Source organism: Flavobacterium xizangense, assembly GCF_054075145.1.
Genome location: NZ_JBSIPG010000008.1, coordinates 108,289 through 124,751, shown reverse-complemented (window position 1 = coordinate 124,751; position 16,463 = coordinate 108,289). Strand labels below are relative to the sequence as shown.

Sequence of the window (16,463 nt, the reverse complement as noted above, 5' to 3'; positions counted from 1 at the left end):
GCGTGAAATTTTTACTATTCAAATAATTAAACCAATCATGAAAAAAATAACTCTATTAATACTATCACTTTTATCTGTTTCTATTTTTGCACAAAGGCAAATGGAAAATCTTGATCGAGGCGTTATTGCCTTAAAAGATAAAGGCCAGTTTTTTATAAGCTGGCGCGTTTTAGGAACTGATCCTGATAATCTTGCTTTTAATTTATATCGTAAAAGTGGTAGTAAAAAAGCAGTTAAATTAAATGACAAACCAATTTTGGGTGCTACTAATTTTGTTGATGCAAAAGCAAATGCTCAGGAAGAAAATACTTGGTTTGTAAAAACAGTTTTAAAAGGAAAAGAATCAGATGCAAAAGGAAGTTTTACGATTCCTGCTTCAAGTTCTGATAAAGATTATTTGTCAATAGTATTAAAACCAATTGAAGGATATATTGCAAATGATCTTTCGGTTGGAGATTTAGACGGCGATGGAAAATACGATTTAATCATACATATGACCGGAAAAGCACATGACAATTCGCATACAGGAATTACAGATCCGCCCATATTTCAGGCTTATACTTTAGAAGGAAAATTTTTATGGCAGATTAATTTAGGAAAAAACATTCGCGAAGGCGCACATTATACACAGTTTATGGTGTATGATTTGGATGGAGACGGAATTGCTGAATTGGTTTGCAAAACTGCCGATGGAACCACAGACAGTCAGAATAATGTTGTTGGCGATGCTTCAAAAGATTGGGTTGACCGAGATCCGAATTCAGGAACTTATGGGAAGATTTTGAAAGGTCCAGAATATCTTTCTGTTTTTGACGGAAGAACTGGAAAGATTGTTACAACTGTTGATTATATTGCTGAAAGAGGCGATTTGGCAGGCTGGGGCGGACATGGCGGAAGTGGAGGAAACGACACAAAAGGAAATAGAATTGATCGCTTTACGGCTTGTGTTGCTTATTTAGATGGCGTTCATCCGAGTGTTGTAATGTGCCGTGGTTATTACGGAAGAACGGTTTTAGCGGCTTGGGATTTTAAAAATGGCAACCTGATTTCGAGATGGGTTTTTGACAGTAAAGATGCTGAAAATCCATATTCCGGAATGGGAAATCATAATCTTACCGTTGCAGATGTTGATAATGATGGCAAAGATGAAATTATTTATGGATCAATGTGTGTGGATGATAATGGAGAAGGTTTATATACAACAGGTTTCAGACATGGTGATGCTATCCACGTTTCAGACTTAGATCCAGATCTTCCAGGTCTCGAAGTTTTTGGAATTCACGAAATTGAAAATGGCACAACGGGTCCTGGTGCAACTATTTTTGCTGCGAAAGATGGAAAAGTTTTATTTACAGGTTCTATAAATGAAGATGTTGGAAGAGGCGTTGCAGATAATATTGACCCTGAGCTGAAAGGGGCGCAGTTTTGGTATTCGGGTTCGCCAGATTTATACAATATGAAAGGGAAAGTTGTTGGAAAAGCGCCAAGTTCAATCAATTTTTTAATTTATTGGGATGGTGACACTTCAAGAGAAATTCTGAATTCAAATTACATCGATAAATACAATAAAGGAAGATTGTTTACTGCAACAGGAGCCGTTTCTAATAATGGAACAAAATCAACTCCGGCACTTTCTGCAGATATTCTAGGCGACTGGCGTGAAGAACTAATTTTAAGATCTGAGGATAATAAAGAATTGAGAATTTATTCGACCACAATTCCGACTGGTATAAGACAATATACTTTAATGCATGATCCACAATACAGATTGAGTATTGCGTGGCAGAATGTAGGTTATAATCAGCCTCCACATACAAGTTTTTATATGGGAAAAGACATGAAACCAGCGCCAAAACCGAATATTTCTTTGGTGGTTAAGAAATAGTTTTCTTTTAGGTGCTAAGATTCTAAGGGACTGAGGTTCTAAGTTTTTTTTTATAAGAGGTTTTATTGTAGAGACGCACAGCAGTGCGTCTTTCGCATTTTATGAACGCAATATTGTCATTTCGAGGAACGAGAAATCACACTAGAAACTCTACAAAGAATGACGAAAATCTGTGTCGATAAACGAGTGTGATTTCTCGTTCCTCGAAATGACAAACTTTGAAAAACCTTAGAACCTCAGTCCCTTAGAACCTTAGCCCCTTAGATAGAATTTCTATCAATAAAATTAAAAGGCACTTTCACTTCACCTTTTTCTTTATTTAAAATCATTCGGGCTGCTGTTTCTCCCATGACGTTGAAGTCGGTTGACATAACCGTGATGCCTAGTAATTCTTTTAGAGGTGTGTCGTTATAAGAGATTACGCCAATTTCTTTTCCTAAAATATACTCTTCATCGCGAATCTGTTTCATTAAATTCACCAAATCCGATTCTTCAATAGTAATAAATAGATCACCTTTTTTCAGAATCATATCATCGTAAACTTCGCTCAGAATCTCAAAATTGATTTCGTGCTCCACACAAAATTTTCTGAATCCGTGCAAGATTCTTCTTGGATAAGGATAAACCGCTTTTTCAGGATAAACCAAAATCAGCCTTTTGTATTTAGTAATTTTCGATAAACCTTCTTTTAGAGCATTATAAATATCATTCTCAAAATCCTGATAAATTTTGATGATTTCGCCTTCCATTCCGAGTTTGATATTATCCATAATGACCAATTTCTCTTTCGGAATGCGTTCGATTGCTTTTACAACATCATCAGTAAAACTTAAATGTTTTAATTCATCTGTTTTAAAGTGTGTTGTGATGACATAATAATCATAAGCGCCTTCGAATTTGTCAAGCAGGTTTAGAAATAAGGTTTCGTCACAATGATAAATATGAAGATCAGTATGCGCATTTGCACCAACAGTATTAATAAATGAACTGTAGGTTTTCATTTTATATGCGCTCAGTTTATTGAACAGAAAAAGAACATTTACCTTTGATTCGAGTTTTGTTCGGGTAATATAATAGCCTTTTCCTCTGATAGAAGAAATAATTTTTCGCTCTTTTAAGATATTATAAGCCTTTTCGACAGTATCACGAGACATATAAAACTCCTCGCTGAAACTGTTAATGGAAGGTATTTTTTGATTTATTTTTAGATTTCCGTTGGCAATATTCTGTAAAATTGAATCTACAATCTGCTTGTATTTTGGAACCCTTGAATCTTCATCAATTTTAATAAGTTTAATCATTTTGCAGGTATTGAAAATTATGCTGAAAAATTCACGAGCATAATTCTGAATTAAAATTTGGATATAAGCTTTACTTAAAATCCGATAAAGTGCTGTAATTGCTACTTTTCTCACAAAGAGAAAGAATTAAATAAGGCTAATTTTATGTTTTTGGAGATTTGCTTCATTATTACAAATTGATGATATAATAATTACGAAATCGATTGCTAAAATAGAAATTTTAAATTTATTTTTCTACTTAAAAACCATTCTTCTTCGCAATATTCTTTGGTTTTAACATAATTCCTAAAATCATAAAGGATAGTACAGGACAGTTTTCTTTTTTACATTCTCTTATTTTACAAAACCAGATTAACTATCAATAACCACAAACTAAAATTATTAAATGGAATCATTACTAGGTATTATTTTTCACTCCATTGGAGGTTTCTCTTCGGGCAGTTTTTATATGCCATTCAAGAAAGTAAAAAATTGGGCATGGGAAAGCTATTGGCTTATAGGAGGTTTTTTCTCTTGGTTGATCGTTCCACCAATTGCTGCTTATTTGACTATTCCAAATTTTACTGAAATTATTGCAGAAGCCGCTCCATCTGTTAAAGCATTAGCATTTATAATGGGATTAATTTGGGGAGTAGGCGGACTTACTTATGGTCTTGGAGTTCGTTATTTAGGAATGTCATTAGGAAACTCAATCACTTTAGGTTTTTGTTCTGCTTTCGGCGCTTTGATTCCACCAATTTATTATCATTTTAATGCAGTTGAAGGAAAAGAGTCAATCAGTGGTATGTTTGCGAACTCAGGTGGACAAATGGTTTTAGCTGGAGTCTTAATATGTATTATCGGTATTGCAATTCTAGGAAAAGCAGGAATGCTGAAAGAAAAGGATTTTGCAACAGGCCATGAAGATAAAGACAAAGATTTTAGTCTGGTAAAAGGACTTATTATTGCTATTATATCAGGTATTTTAAGTTCGTTTTTCAACTTCGGAATTGAAGCAGCAAAACCAATGGCTGATGTTGCCAACGAAGCATGGAAATTAGCAAATCCAAATCAAGGTGAGTTTTTGTTCCAAAACAATGTTAGTTATATCGTTATACTTTGGGGTGGCTTAACAACTAACTTTTTATGGTGTATTTATCTGAATTTCAAGAATAAAACCTTTGGTAATTATACAGATACCACAACACCAATTTCAAAAAATATTTTGTTTTCAGCAATTGCAGGAACAATGTGGTTTTTGCAGTTTTTCTTTTACGGTATGGGGGAAAGCAAATTAGGAAATGGTGCAAGTTCTTGGATTCTGCACATGTCGACTATCATTTTGACAGCCAATTTCTGGGGATTCTATCTGAAAGAATGGACAGGAGTTTCTAAAAAAACAATGAGAACTTTTGTGTGGGGAATTGGATTAATCATGCTTTCGATTGTTGTAGTAGGAATCGGGAATTCATTATAAAAATCAACTAAAATCAAAACAACCAAATGTCGAATATAAATACAACTAATATGAATTTTAAGCACGTAAGCTATCTTTGGGATGACGCTAAAGCAAAAGAATTAGCTGGTGATGAAGTAGCGCTTTTTATTTATCGCTCTAATTTACTTGGAGCCGATTTAAGATTGACAAACTACGGAGGTGGAAACACGTCGGTAAAAATTACAGATAAAGATCCATTAACAGGCGAAAGTTCTGAGGTTATGTGGATTAAAGGTTCTGGTGGAGATATCGGAACATTGACAAAATCAGGCTGTGCAGCGCTTTATTTAGACAGATTGCGCAACCTTGAAAATGTGTACAGAGGAATTGAGTTTGAAGATGAAATGGTGGAATTGTTCAATCATTGTATTTTTGATTTAGCTTCAAAAGCACCTTCAATTGATACACCTTTGCACGGTTTCTTGCCTTTCAAGCATATCGATCACTTGCATCCAGATGCGGCAATTGCAATCGCTGCAGCAAAAGATGGAAAGAAAATCACAGAAGAATTATTTGACGGTGAAATTGGCTGGGTAGGTTGGCAACGCCCTGGTTTTGACCTTGGACTTCAATTAAGAAGCTGTTTGGAAGAAGCTGAAAAGAAAGGAAAAAAACTTCGCGGTATTATGCTAGGATCTCACGGTTTATTCACTTGGGGAGATACTGCATATGAAAGTTACATTAATACGCTGGAAGTAATCGAAAAATGTGCTGAATATTTAGAAAGCAATTACGGAAAAAAACGTCCAGTTTTTGGAGGTAAAAAAATCGATAGTCTTCCAGAAGCCGATCGTAAATTAAAAGCAGCAAAAGTAGCTCCAATCTTAAGAGGTTTCTGTTCCTCAGAGCGTCAAATGATTGGACATTATACAGATGATGCAAGAGTTTTGGAATTCATTAACTCTAATGATCTTTCAAAATTAGCACCGCTTGGAACTTCTTGCCCGGATCACTTTTTAAGAACTAAAATCAGTCCACTGGTTTTAGAATTAGACCCAAACGAAGATTTGTCTGATGTTGATGCAATTAAAGCGAAATTAAAACCAGCATTTGAAGCATATCGTGCAATGTACAAAAACTATTACAATGCATGCAAAAAATCAAATTCACCTGCAATGCGTGACCCAAATCCAGTTGTGATTTTATACCCTGGAGTTGGAATGTTCACTTTTGCAAAAGATAAAACAATGGCGCGTTTGGCGTCAGAATATTATATCAATGCCGTAAACGTAATGAAAGGTGCTGAAGCAGTTTCAGAATATACTTCATTGCCTCATCAAGAAGCATTTGATATCGAATATTGGTTATTGGAAGAAGCTAAATTACAGCGTATGCCGAAACCAAAAGCATTGTCAGGAAGAGTAGCTGTAATTACAGGTTCTGCCGGCGGAATTGGTAAAGCTATCGCGAAGAAATTTGCTCAGGAGGGTGCTTGTGTGGTTATCAATGATATTAACGAAGAGCGCTTAGAATCGGCTACAGCTGAGTTTGTGAAATTATTTGGTAAAGATGCTGTTTCAAGTACTTTATTGAATGTTACAGATCCTAATAGTACAGAAAAAGCATTCGATGAAGCTTCTCTAGCTTTTGGAGGTGCTGATATTGTGGTAAATAATGCCGGAATCAGTATTTCTAAATCTATTGCTGAGCATACCTTAGAAGAGTGGGACAGATTATATGATATTTTGGTAAAAGGACAATTTATTGTTTCTAAAGCCGGAATCGAAGTAATGCGTAAACAAGGTTTTGGAGGAGATATCGTAAATATTGTTTCTAAAAATGCAGTAGTTGCGGGTCCAAATAATCCTGGATACGGTTCTGCAAAAGCAGCTCAGGCGCATTTAACACGTTTAATGGCTGCTGAACTTGGAGCTGATAAAATTCGTGTAAACACAGTTAATCCAGATGCTGTAATTTCAGACTCAAACATTTGGTCTGGCGGATGGGCAGAAGGACGTGCAAAAGCATACGGAATTACAGTTGAAGAATTGCCGGCTTACTATGCAAAACGTACATTATTAAATGAAATTATATTGCCAGATGATATCGCAAACGCGTGTTTTGCTTTCGTTGGTGGTTTATTAGGTAAATCTACAGGAAACGCTCTAAACGTTGATGGCGGTGTCGGAATGGGCTTTTACAGATAGATTGTTTAGTTTTTTTAAGTTTAAAACAAAGGTGGTTTTTTGTAATCTAACGTTCGGAAATTTTCGAGCGTTAGATTTTTTTAAAATTTAAGAACTAAAAAAACGCAAAAAAATAATTATGATTAACCAAGAGCGCAATCGATATAATGTGTTAAATTGTGCGCTAATAAAATAAAATGCTATGTTAATTGAATCAAACAATATTGCATCTCATAACGAGGGATTGCTGAAAAAACATCAAAATAAATTTGCTTTTACAGCATCAGAAATAGAAAATGCAGAATCGATTATTCAAAAATTAATTGACTTTCAAATCGCGATTCCATCTTGGGCTTTAGGAACTGGAGGAACTAGATTTGGACGTTTTGCAGGTGGAGGAGAACCTCGTTCATTAGAAGAAAAAATTGAAGATGTAGGTTTGCTTCATAAATTAAACAATGCTTCTGGAGCGATTTCGCTTCATATTCCGTGGGATATCCCGACTGATTATAAAGCAATCAAAACGCTTGCAGCACAGCACGGATTAAAGTTTGATGCCATGAACTCGAACACGTTTCAGGATCAGGCAAGTGCAGAGCATACTTACAGATATGGTTCGCTTCAAAACGTAAATAAAGCAGTTCGTAAACAAGCAATTGCTCACAATATCGAGGTTATCAAACACGGAATCGAATTAGGATCTGATTCATTAACGGTTTGGTTGGCTGACGGATCTAATTTCCCTGGACAATTAAACTTCCGTAAAGCGTATCAAAATACATTAGAAAGTTTAGAAGAAATCTACGATGCATTGCCTTCAAACTGGAAATTATTCTTGGAATACAAATGTGCTGAACCAAATTTTTACTCCACAACTGTTGCCGATTGGGGACAGTCGTATTCCTACGTTCAAAAATTAGGTGACAAAGCAAAAACGCTTGTTGATTTAGGACATCATTTGCCAAATGCAAACATTGAGCAAATTGTTTCTATTTTATTGATGGATAATAAATTAGGAGGTTTCCACTTTAATGATTCAAAATACGGAGACGACGATTTAACTGCTGGAGCTTTAAAACCTTATCAGTTGTTTTTGATTTTCAATGAATTAGTAGAAGGAATGGATGCAAGAGGAATGAACCACGCCAAAGATTTAGGCTGGATGATTGATGCATCTCACAATATTAAAGATCCTTTAGAAGATTTATTGCAATCTGTAGAAGCAATTATGATTGCATATGCTCAAGCACTTTCTGTTGACAGAAAAGCATTGGAACAAGCTCAAGAAGAAAATGACGTAGTAAAAGCACAGGAAATTCTTCAAAATGCTTTCCGTACAGATGTTCGCGCATTAGTTGCTGAAGCTCGTTTGCGTTCTGGAGCCGCTTTAAATCCAGTTGAATTGTATCGCTCTCTTGCCGTTAGAAGCAATCTAATTGGTGAAAGAGGATTAAAAACAATGGCAACAGGGTTATAATTATAAATTATTAATTGTTTAATTATAAATTATGAATCTAAAATTAACAATTGATAATTAACAATTTACAATTAAAAAAAATGAATGTAGTTGCAATTTTTGATATTGGTAAAACAAACAAAAAGGTTTTTTTATTTGATGAAAATTATAAGATTGTTTGGGAAAAATCAGTAAATCTTGATGAAACCACAGATGAAGATGGTTTTCCTTGTGAAGATATTGATGTTCTGAAAAACTGGATACTCGATCGATTATCAGAAATAAAAGAGCTGACCAGCTATGTTTTAAAAGCAATCAATTTTAGTACATACGGTGCTAGTTTTGTGTACATTGATGAAAACGGAAAAGTTTTGACTCCTCTGTATAATTATCTAAAAGATTATCCAGAGGAATTAAAAAAAGGGTTTTACAACAAGTATAAAGGCGAAGAAAAATTTGCAGTCAAAACAGCTTCTCCGGTTTTAGGAAGTCTTAATTCTGGAATGCAGATTTACAGGCTTAAGGAAGAAAAGCCAGAGTTGTTTGAAAAGGTAAAATATTGTCTTCATTTACCGCAATATTTGAGTTTTCTGCTGACAAATGAAGCTTTCGCCGATATTACAAGTATTGGCTGTCATACGAATCTTTGGAATTTTAAAAAGATGAAGTATCATAAATGGCTTCAAAACGAAGGTATTTCAGCTAAAATTCCGCCGTTGCATTACGGAAAAGATGTTTTGAAAAAAGAAAATGATCTGGCAATTGGAGTTGGTCTTCATGACAGTTCATCGGCAATAATTCCGTATACAATTAATTTTACGGAGCCTTTTGTTTTATTATCGACAGGAACCTGGAGTATTTCACTGAATCCTTTCAATAATAAACCATTGACTTTTGAGGAATTACAGCAGGATTGTTTGTGCTACATGCAATACACCGAAAAACCGGTAAAAGCAGCACGATTATTTTCGGGCAACGAACATGAAGTTCAGGCTAAAAGATTGGCTGCCCATTTTAATGTTCCGTTTGACAGTTTCAAAGATGTTTATTTTAATAAGAAGATTGTTGCGACTTTGCGATCGCTTAATTTTCAGATTATTTATCCAAAGAAATATGATTTTGATATTCTGAAAGAATGTCCGTTTCAAACAAGAGATCTTTCTTTATTTAAAGACTATGAAACGGCTTATCATCAATTGATGTTGGATTTGGTTGAACAACAAGTTTTTTCGACTAACTTAGTGATACATAATAGTCCTGTGAAAAAAATTTTTGTAGATGGAGGTTTCAGTAAGAATTCCATTTTTATGAATCTGCTGGCAGAAGCGTATCCTGATATTGAAGTGTATGCGGCATCGATGGCACAGGCAAGTGCATTAGGCGCAGCGCTGGCAATCCATGAAAACTGGAATCCAAAACCAATTCAAAATGATTTAATCGACTTGAAGTTTTATAAGCATTAGAATTTATAGCCACAGATTACAGACTTAATAAAGATTTTTGTTTCTCGCAGATTTGGCAGATTGTGCAGAAAAAATCTATTTAATCTGCCAAATCTGCGGGCTAAAAACAAAATAATAACAAATGAAAATCGGACTTTTTATACCGTGTTATGTCGATCAGTTTTACCCAAAAGTTGGAATAGCAACCTATGAGCTTTTGCAAAAATTAGGCTGTGATGTTCATTTTCCGATGGGGCAAACTTGTTGTGGCCAGCCAATGGCAAACAGCGGTTACGAACATTTAACGAAAGGCTGTAATGCAAATTTTATTGCGAATTTTGCAGGATTTGATTATATCGTTTGTCCTTCTGGAAGTTGTGTTTTGCATGTAAAAGACCATTTGCACGACGAAAAATTAGAACTTGTAGCTTCAGAAATGCGCAAAAAAGTTTTTGAACTGACAGAGTTTATTACCGATATTCTGAAAATAGATCACATACAAGGAAACTTCCCATACAAAGTCGGAATGCACCAAAGTTGTCATGGTCAGCGTGGTTTAAAGCTTTCGCAGATGACCGAATTAAACGCACCATTTTTCTCAAAACCACAACAATTGCTTTCTGAAATAAAAGGCCTGGATTTGGTTTCTTTATCCAGAAAAGACGAATGCTGTGGTTTTGGCGGAACTTTTTGTGTAACCGAAGAAGCGGTTTCTGTAAAAATGGGACAAGACCGAATCAAAGATCATGAAAATCATAATGTAGATTATATTACTGGCGGCGATATGTCGTGTTTAATGCATTTAGAAGGCATCCTGAAAAGACAAAATAGTCCTATAAAGACTATTCATATTGCCGAAATATTAAATACAATGGCGTAGAAACATAGGCCACGGATTTTACGGATTAAACCGATTTTCTCTGGTTTAATCCGTAAAATCTGCGAGCCATTTTTTAAAAACATTATCATGAAAAAAATTGTACTTTGTTCCATCTTATTTCTTTCTATCATTTTTTTATCATTCAAAAAAGATCCGTCTACTGTGACGCAGAAAGAAGTTGTGGTAAAAGCACCATTTGAAATGCCAGTAATTAAAATTCCGGATTTTAGCAAATGCAAAGAGTTTTCGATTATTGATTTTGGAGCTGTAAAAGGAGATAAAAACAAAACTTCTGAAGCCATTTCAAAAGCCATTTCAAAAGCCAATAAAGCTGGCGGAGGAATTGTTGTGATTCCAGAAGGCGAATGGCTGACGAAGAAAATTCATTTTAAAAGTAATGTAAATCTGCATTTGAATAAAGGTGCCGTTTTACTTTTTTCTGAAGATCCAAAAGATTATCTGCCTGCAGTTTGTTCCACTTGGGAAGGATACGAATGCTACAATTATTCACCGCTGATTTATGCGTACCAATGTAAAAATATTGCCATTACCGGCGACGGTGAATTAAAAGCTAAAATGGAAGTTTGGACCAAATGGTTTGCTCGTCCAAAAGCACATATGGAAAGCTTGAAGAGATTATATTATTTGGCTTCGTATAAAAAACCTGTGGAAGAAAGACAAATGGTAAATGACACAGCAAATTTGCGCCCTCATTTTATTCAGTTTAATCGTTGCCAAAATGTTTTAATGGATGGCGTTAAGATCACAAACAGTCCTTTTTGGACCATTCATCCGTTTTTATCAAAAGATGTCGTAATCAGAAATCTTCAAGTATATGCGCATGGACATAATAACGATGGTGTTGATCCCGAGATGTCACAAAATGTATTGATCGAAAATTGTGTTTTTGACCAAGGCGATGACGCTATTGCAATTAAATCAGGATGTGGTATCGATGCTTGGAATCTGAATACGCCTTCAAAAAATATTGTAATGCGCAATTGTACAGTCAAAAATGGGCATCAATTAGTGGCCATCGGAAGTGAACTTTCAGGCGGAATCGAAAATGTTTTTATTGACAACTGTAATGTTGTTGATGGCGCAAAACTAAATCATCTTTTGTACATTAAAACCAATGAAAGAAGAGGCGGTTTTGTAAACAATATTTATATGACCAACATTAGATCGGGTAAAATTGATGCAGGAATTCTCGGTATAGAAACTGATGTTTTGTACCAATGGCGTGATTTGGTTCCAACAATTGAACGACGTTTGACGCCAATAAAAAATGTGCATTTAGAAAATATAAAAGCAACAAATGTGAAGTTTATTTCGAGAATTGAAGCTCAGAAAGAACTTCCGGTAGAAAATATTTTTCTGACGAATGTAACTGCTGATAATGTTCAGGGAGAGAAAGCAATTCATGAAAATGTAGTGAATTTTGTCAGCAAAAATTAAATAATAAAACCAATCTCGTTATAATAAACTTTTTAAAAGATGTCTTCAAAAAAAACAATAGAACATAGTGAAGCCGCCGCACGTTTTAATAAAGATGTTAAACGAGTGGATTGGCATGACGAAACGCTTTGGTTTGTGCGCCAAAAACGTGATAAATCGGCGCATCAAATTCAGGACTGGGAATTACTGCGCGAAACAGCTTCTATAATCAAGAATAATGTGCTTTCTAATATTCATGATTATTTAGTTGAATTTGAAGCAAATGCACAAAATAACGGAATAAAAGTGCATTGGGCAGCCGATGCAAAAGAACATAACGAAATTGTGCATTCGATTTTGGTAAAACACGATGTCAAGCAAATGGTGAAATCAAAATCAATGCTTACAGAGGAATGTCATCTGAATGAATATTTAGCTGAAAATGGTGTAGAAGTTATAGACTCCGATTTAGGAGAATATATTGTGCAGCTTCGTAAAGAACCACCGAGTCATATTGTTTTGCCAGCAATTCACCTTAAAAAAGAAGATGTAAGTGAAACTTTTCATGAACATTTAGGCACAGAAAAAGGAAATTTCGATCCACAATATTTAACCGAATCGGCGCGACAACAACTTCGTGATACGTTTTTAACCCGAAAAGCAGCTTTGACCGGAGTTAACTTCGCCATTGCAGAAACTGGAGAATTTGTGGTTTGTACCAATGAGGGAAATGCTGATATGGGCGCACATTTAGCCGATGTTCACATTGCCTGTATGGGTTTTGAAAAACTGATTCCGAAAAGAGAACATTTAGGTGTTTTCTTGAGATTATTAGCGAGAAGTGCTACGGGACAACCAATTACTACTTTTTCAAGCCACTTTAAAAAGCCAATAGATGGCAAGGAAATTCATATTGTAATTGTCGATAATGGCCGAAGCACACAATTAGGACGAGAAGATTTTAGAAATTCGCTAAAATGTATTCGTTGTGGTGCGTGTATGAATACGTGTCCGGTTTACAGAAGAAGCGGCGGACATAGTTATCACAATGCTGTCGCGGGACCAATTGGTTCTATTTTGGCACCAAATCTGGACATGAGCAAAAACGCCGATTTACCTTTTGCCAGTACGCTTTGCGGTTCGTGTACGAATGTTTGTCCGGTAAAAATCGATATTCATGATCAGCTGTATAAATGGCGTCAGGTTTTGGTGAAAGAAGGACATACGCCAACTTCAAAAACCATTGCAATGAAAACAATGGCGACGGTTTTAGCGAATCCGACGGTATTTAATATCGCTGGAAAATCAGGGCGATTTGTAATGAAAAATGCTCCAGGTTTAGTCAATAATAAAATGAATAAATGGTATGATCAGCGCGAAATGCCTGCCGTTCCAGAAGAATCATTTAGAGAGTGGTACAAGAAAAATTCAAGAGAAGCAAAAGATAAAAACAATGAGCAGTAAAGCCGATATATTAAATAAAATAAAGCAGAATCAACCCGATTCTGTAACCGCTTTGCCAGACTTAAAAGTTTTAGGTTCTGAACAATTCCATGTTTTAGAAACCTATAAAACGGTGCTGAAAAACATTGGAGGAAACGCTGTAGAAGTTAAAAATTACGAAGATATAATTTCATATATCAAAGAGCATTATAATATTCAAAAACGTATAGTTACAACGCTTCCTGAGCTTTCAGAAATTGCAACTTTAGACTGGACAAATGACGATCCGCATTCGCTTAAAGACGTTGAATTGACGGTTGTAAAAGCGCATTTTGGTGTTGCTGAAAACAGTGCGCTTTGGGTAACAGACGATATTCTAGGGCAACGTGTTTCTCCTTTTATTGCACAATATTTAGCGATTATTGTTGATAAAAATAATATTTATCCAACAATGCATCAGGCATATGAAAAAATAGGAAATCAGGAATACGGTTTCGGAACTTTCATCGCCGGACCTTCAAAAACGGCTGATATTGAGCAGTCGTTGGTTTTAGGTGCGCATGGTGCACGAGGGTTGATAGTTTTTATTTTAAACTAATTTTTCGCCACGAATTCACGAATTAAATCTAATCCGTGAATTCGTGGCGATTTTTTTTAGAACAATCCATTTAAATTGAAATGAGATTGTTATTTTTTTATCACTTCAACGGCTAAGCTTTTTGCTCTATATTTATTGAAAGTTATAAAAATAATAGTTACGATTACCAGCAGTGCAAAATCGGCAACGCCTAATAATAATTGCGTTTTTACTTTAAATAAATTAGCAAATCCGTAGCTGAATATTGAACTAATCATGTACATTACACCGCCTGTAAGTCCGCTTGCGATTCCGGCATTTTTGGAGAAACGGCTTAGACAATATCCATAAATAATATTGAAAATAAAGCCGCCAGCAATATGAATTCCGATAATAAAACCAATTAAAGTGTACAGACTGCTTCCGAAGGAAGAGGTAAAAATCATCAGTAAAACCAAAGTTATCTGAACCGCAAATGCAATACTTACTTTTTGTGCCAAAGGTTTTTTAATCATCGATTTTGCAATAATACCGCCCGTCATCAATGAAAAACCAGATAGCAGAGAACTGTATCCCGTAGTAATCGCCGAATATCCTAAAACACGTTCAATAATAAACGGACTTGATAAACTGTAAACGACAACCATTCCAAACGAAATACCGATAATAACCAAACCTAGAGTGAAATCAGCCGTTTGAAGCATTCCTTTGTACGTTTGTGCAATCAATTTTAGTTTAAATGGATGATAATGTTTTAATGATTCTCCACTGTAAATAAGTTCTAAAATCAGAAAAACCAAGGATAATCCGCCAAGGAAATAAAAGTTAGATCTCCATCCAAAACTGTTTTGCAGATAACCACCTAAAAACGGCGCCATGATAGGAGCACAGGCCCAAATAATGGAAAACATACTGATGTAACTTTTTAGTTTTTCGCCCGTAAACAAGTCAACAAAATAAGCTCGTTTTCCTACTACGATAAGCGCAATCGTAATTCCCTGAATAATTCGCATAGCATAAATAACATAAATATTGGGAACTAATGCGATCACAAAACTGGTAAGCGAAAATAGGGCAAGTGAAGCTAAACTGATTTTATAGCGCCCGAAACTGTCTAAAATACTTCCAATAAAAAATTGGCTTATGCCAACACTAAACATAAATAAAACCAGCGAAAGCTGTACCGCCGAAGCCGAAACATGCAAATCATTTGCCATTGCAGGCAAAGAAGGTAAATAAATATCTGTAGCAAAGCCAGATAGTGGAATCAATGCCAAGGCTAGTATAGTACTAAATCCCTTGTGGTTTTCTTGTAAAATTCTCATTTTGTTATTTTTTAATTGTTTTTTGTTGTGTTTCAATTGAAACTTATTTAATTTAAATTAGACCGAACGGTCTAAAAAATAGTAAAAAAAATATGTTATCGAACATATCTTTTAAATTCATCCTTTATGCTTTCTAAAACGATTAGCATTTGTGTGTGATCACCGCTTATTTTTTCGCATAAAATGGCACCTTCAATCATGGCAAAAGTTTTAATGCTAAATTGTTGCGGATTAATTTCTGCCTGCAATTCATTATTATTTATTCCATCTTCAATTATGGTGTAAAATCTTTTTTGAGCTGATTGGATTGCTTTTTTTACATATTCTTTCACTGTTGGATTCGTATCATCTGCATCAACTCCGAAGTTTAAAATTGGACAACCGTCAACCATTGTTTCGTCATTTGCATATACATCCAGTAAATTGAAAAGTTTTTCCTGTGCCGTTTTGCCTTTTGAAACTGCAGTATCTAATTTGTTTGCCAGTTGCGCTCTCAAATAGATAAATGATTCGATGCAAATTTCTTCCTTGCTTTCAAAGTTGCCATAAATACCGCCTTTTGCAAGTTTTGTAGCTTCCATAATATCAGTGATAGAAGTACCCGCCATTCCTTTTTTATTGATAATGGGCGCCGATGCTTCTATGATAAATTGTCTGGTTCTTTCTGCTTTGCTCATGATATTCCTATTTTGACACTGCAAATTTAGACCGTTCGGTCTAAATTTGCAATAATTTTAACTTTTTATTTTAAAATGGGGGATATTTTATAAAAGTTATTTGATTTTTGAAGTCTTGATTTTTAATTTATATTTGTTTTAAAGGGAGTAAACAAAGATATAGATGAACCCGCCCGCCTCGTTAGCGCAGATTTGCAATCTGTGCCCGCACAGTAAAGTTCGTAAAGTAAATTTATTATAAAAGCGATAATGTCCAATCTTTATGGACACAGATTGCAAATCTGTCCCAACTCTCCAAAGTGGTCAACTGAAAAGCTGCGCAATCCCGAAAACTTTCGGGACTGACTTTGCGCAATTTTTTTGCTTCGTGGAAATTGTATCTTTCCAAAAGTCTCCCGACTTTGCTTTCTTTCCAAACCATCAAACAACACAAAATC

Annotated in this window: 12 protein-coding genes; 9 read left to right on the top strand and 3 right to left on the bottom strand. The window is 35.2% G+C overall.

Annotated elements, in window-relative coordinates:
• The first annotated feature begins 37 nt into the window (after positions 1 to 37).
• The gene (locus ACWA1B_RS17160; protein ID WP_456908980.1) at positions 38 to 1,885 is read left to right on the top strand and encodes a rhamnogalacturonan lyase; all 1,848 of its coding nucleotides are present in this window, start codon (positions 38 to 40) and stop codon (positions 1,883 to 1,885) included.
• Positions 1,886 to 2,145: 260 nt separating this feature from the next.
• Here ACWA1B_RS17160 and ACWA1B_RS17155 read toward each other — a convergent pair whose 3' ends face one another.
• Complete coding sequence (locus ACWA1B_RS17155; protein ID WP_035651106.1) at positions 2,146 to 3,186, bottom strand: GntR family transcriptional regulator; 1,041 nt, start codon at positions 3,184 to 3,186, stop codon at positions 2,146 to 2,148.
• 385 nt (positions 3,187 to 3,571) lie between these two features.
• Here ACWA1B_RS17155 and rhaT point away from each other — a divergent pair, with 385 nt between their 5' ends.
• From rhaT to ACWA1B_RS17115, 8 genes are all read left to right on the top strand, one after another.
• Positions 3,572 to 4,642 carry an L-rhamnose/proton symporter RhaT gene (rhaT, locus tag ACWA1B_RS17150; RefSeq protein WP_456908978.1) on the top strand — a complete coding sequence of 357 codons (1,071 nt, stop codon included), beginning with the start codon at positions 3,572 to 3,574 and terminating at the stop codon, positions 4,640 to 4,642.
• 26 nt (positions 4,643 to 4,668) lie between these two features.
• Positions 4,669 to 6,810, top strand: coding sequence for a bifunctional aldolase/short-chain dehydrogenase (locus ACWA1B_RS17145; protein WP_456908977.1), 2,142 nt, complete (start codon positions 4,669 to 4,671; stop codon positions 6,808 to 6,810).
• A gap of 181 nt (positions 6,811 to 6,991) precedes the next feature.
• Positions 6,992 to 8,266: a TIM barrel protein gene (locus ACWA1B_RS17140; RefSeq protein ID WP_456908975.1), complete on the top strand. Its 1,275-nt coding sequence runs from the start codon at positions 6,992 to 6,994 to the stop codon at positions 8,264 to 8,266.
• 80 nt (positions 8,267 to 8,346) lie between these two features.
• Complete coding sequence (locus ACWA1B_RS17135) at positions 8,347 to 9,708, top strand: FGGY-family carbohydrate kinase (RefSeq protein WP_456908973.1); 1,362 nt, start codon at positions 8,347 to 8,349, stop codon at positions 9,706 to 9,708.
• Positions 9,709 to 9,829: 121 nt separating this feature from the next.
• Entirely contained in the window at positions 9,830 to 10,567 is a 738-nt protein-coding gene (locus ACWA1B_RS17130) for a (Fe-S)-binding protein (protein ID WP_456908971.1), read from the top strand.
• A gap of 87 nt (positions 10,568 to 10,654) precedes the next feature.
• On the top strand, positions 10,655 to 12,025 hold the full coding sequence (locus tag ACWA1B_RS17125; protein WP_456908969.1) for a glycoside hydrolase family 28 protein: 1,371 nt from the start codon (positions 10,655 to 10,657) through the stop codon (positions 12,023 to 12,025).
• A 39-nt stretch (positions 12,026 to 12,064) separates the two neighbouring features.
• Positions 12,065 to 13,468: a lactate utilization protein B gene (locus tag ACWA1B_RS17120; RefSeq protein ID WP_456908967.1), complete on the top strand. Its 1,404-nt coding sequence runs from the start codon at positions 12,065 to 12,067 to the stop codon at positions 13,466 to 13,468.
• Positions 13,458 to 14,045 (top strand): LutC/YkgG family protein, encoded by a 588-nt coding sequence (locus ACWA1B_RS17115; protein ID WP_456908965.1) that lies wholly within the window; start codon positions 13,458 to 13,460, stop codon positions 14,043 to 14,045. Before ACWA1B_RS17120 ends, ACWA1B_RS17115 begins: the two co-directional genes overlap by 11 nt.
• An 89-nt stretch (positions 14,046 to 14,134) precedes the next feature.
• On the opposite strand, the gene ACWA1B_RS17110 is transcribed toward ACWA1B_RS17115, so the two are convergent.
• The gene (locus ACWA1B_RS17110; protein ID WP_035651417.1) at positions 14,135 to 15,349 is read right to left on the bottom strand and encodes an MFS transporter; all 1,215 of its coding nucleotides are present in this window, start codon (positions 15,347 to 15,349) and stop codon (positions 14,135 to 14,137) included.
• Between the two features lie 95 nt (positions 15,350 to 15,444).
• A complete protein-coding gene (locus ACWA1B_RS17105; RefSeq protein WP_456908963.1) occupies positions 15,445 to 16,026 on the bottom strand; it encodes a TetR/AcrR family transcriptional regulator in 582 nt (193 codons plus the stop codon).
• Between the last annotated feature and the right edge of the window lie 437 nt (positions 16,027 to 16,463).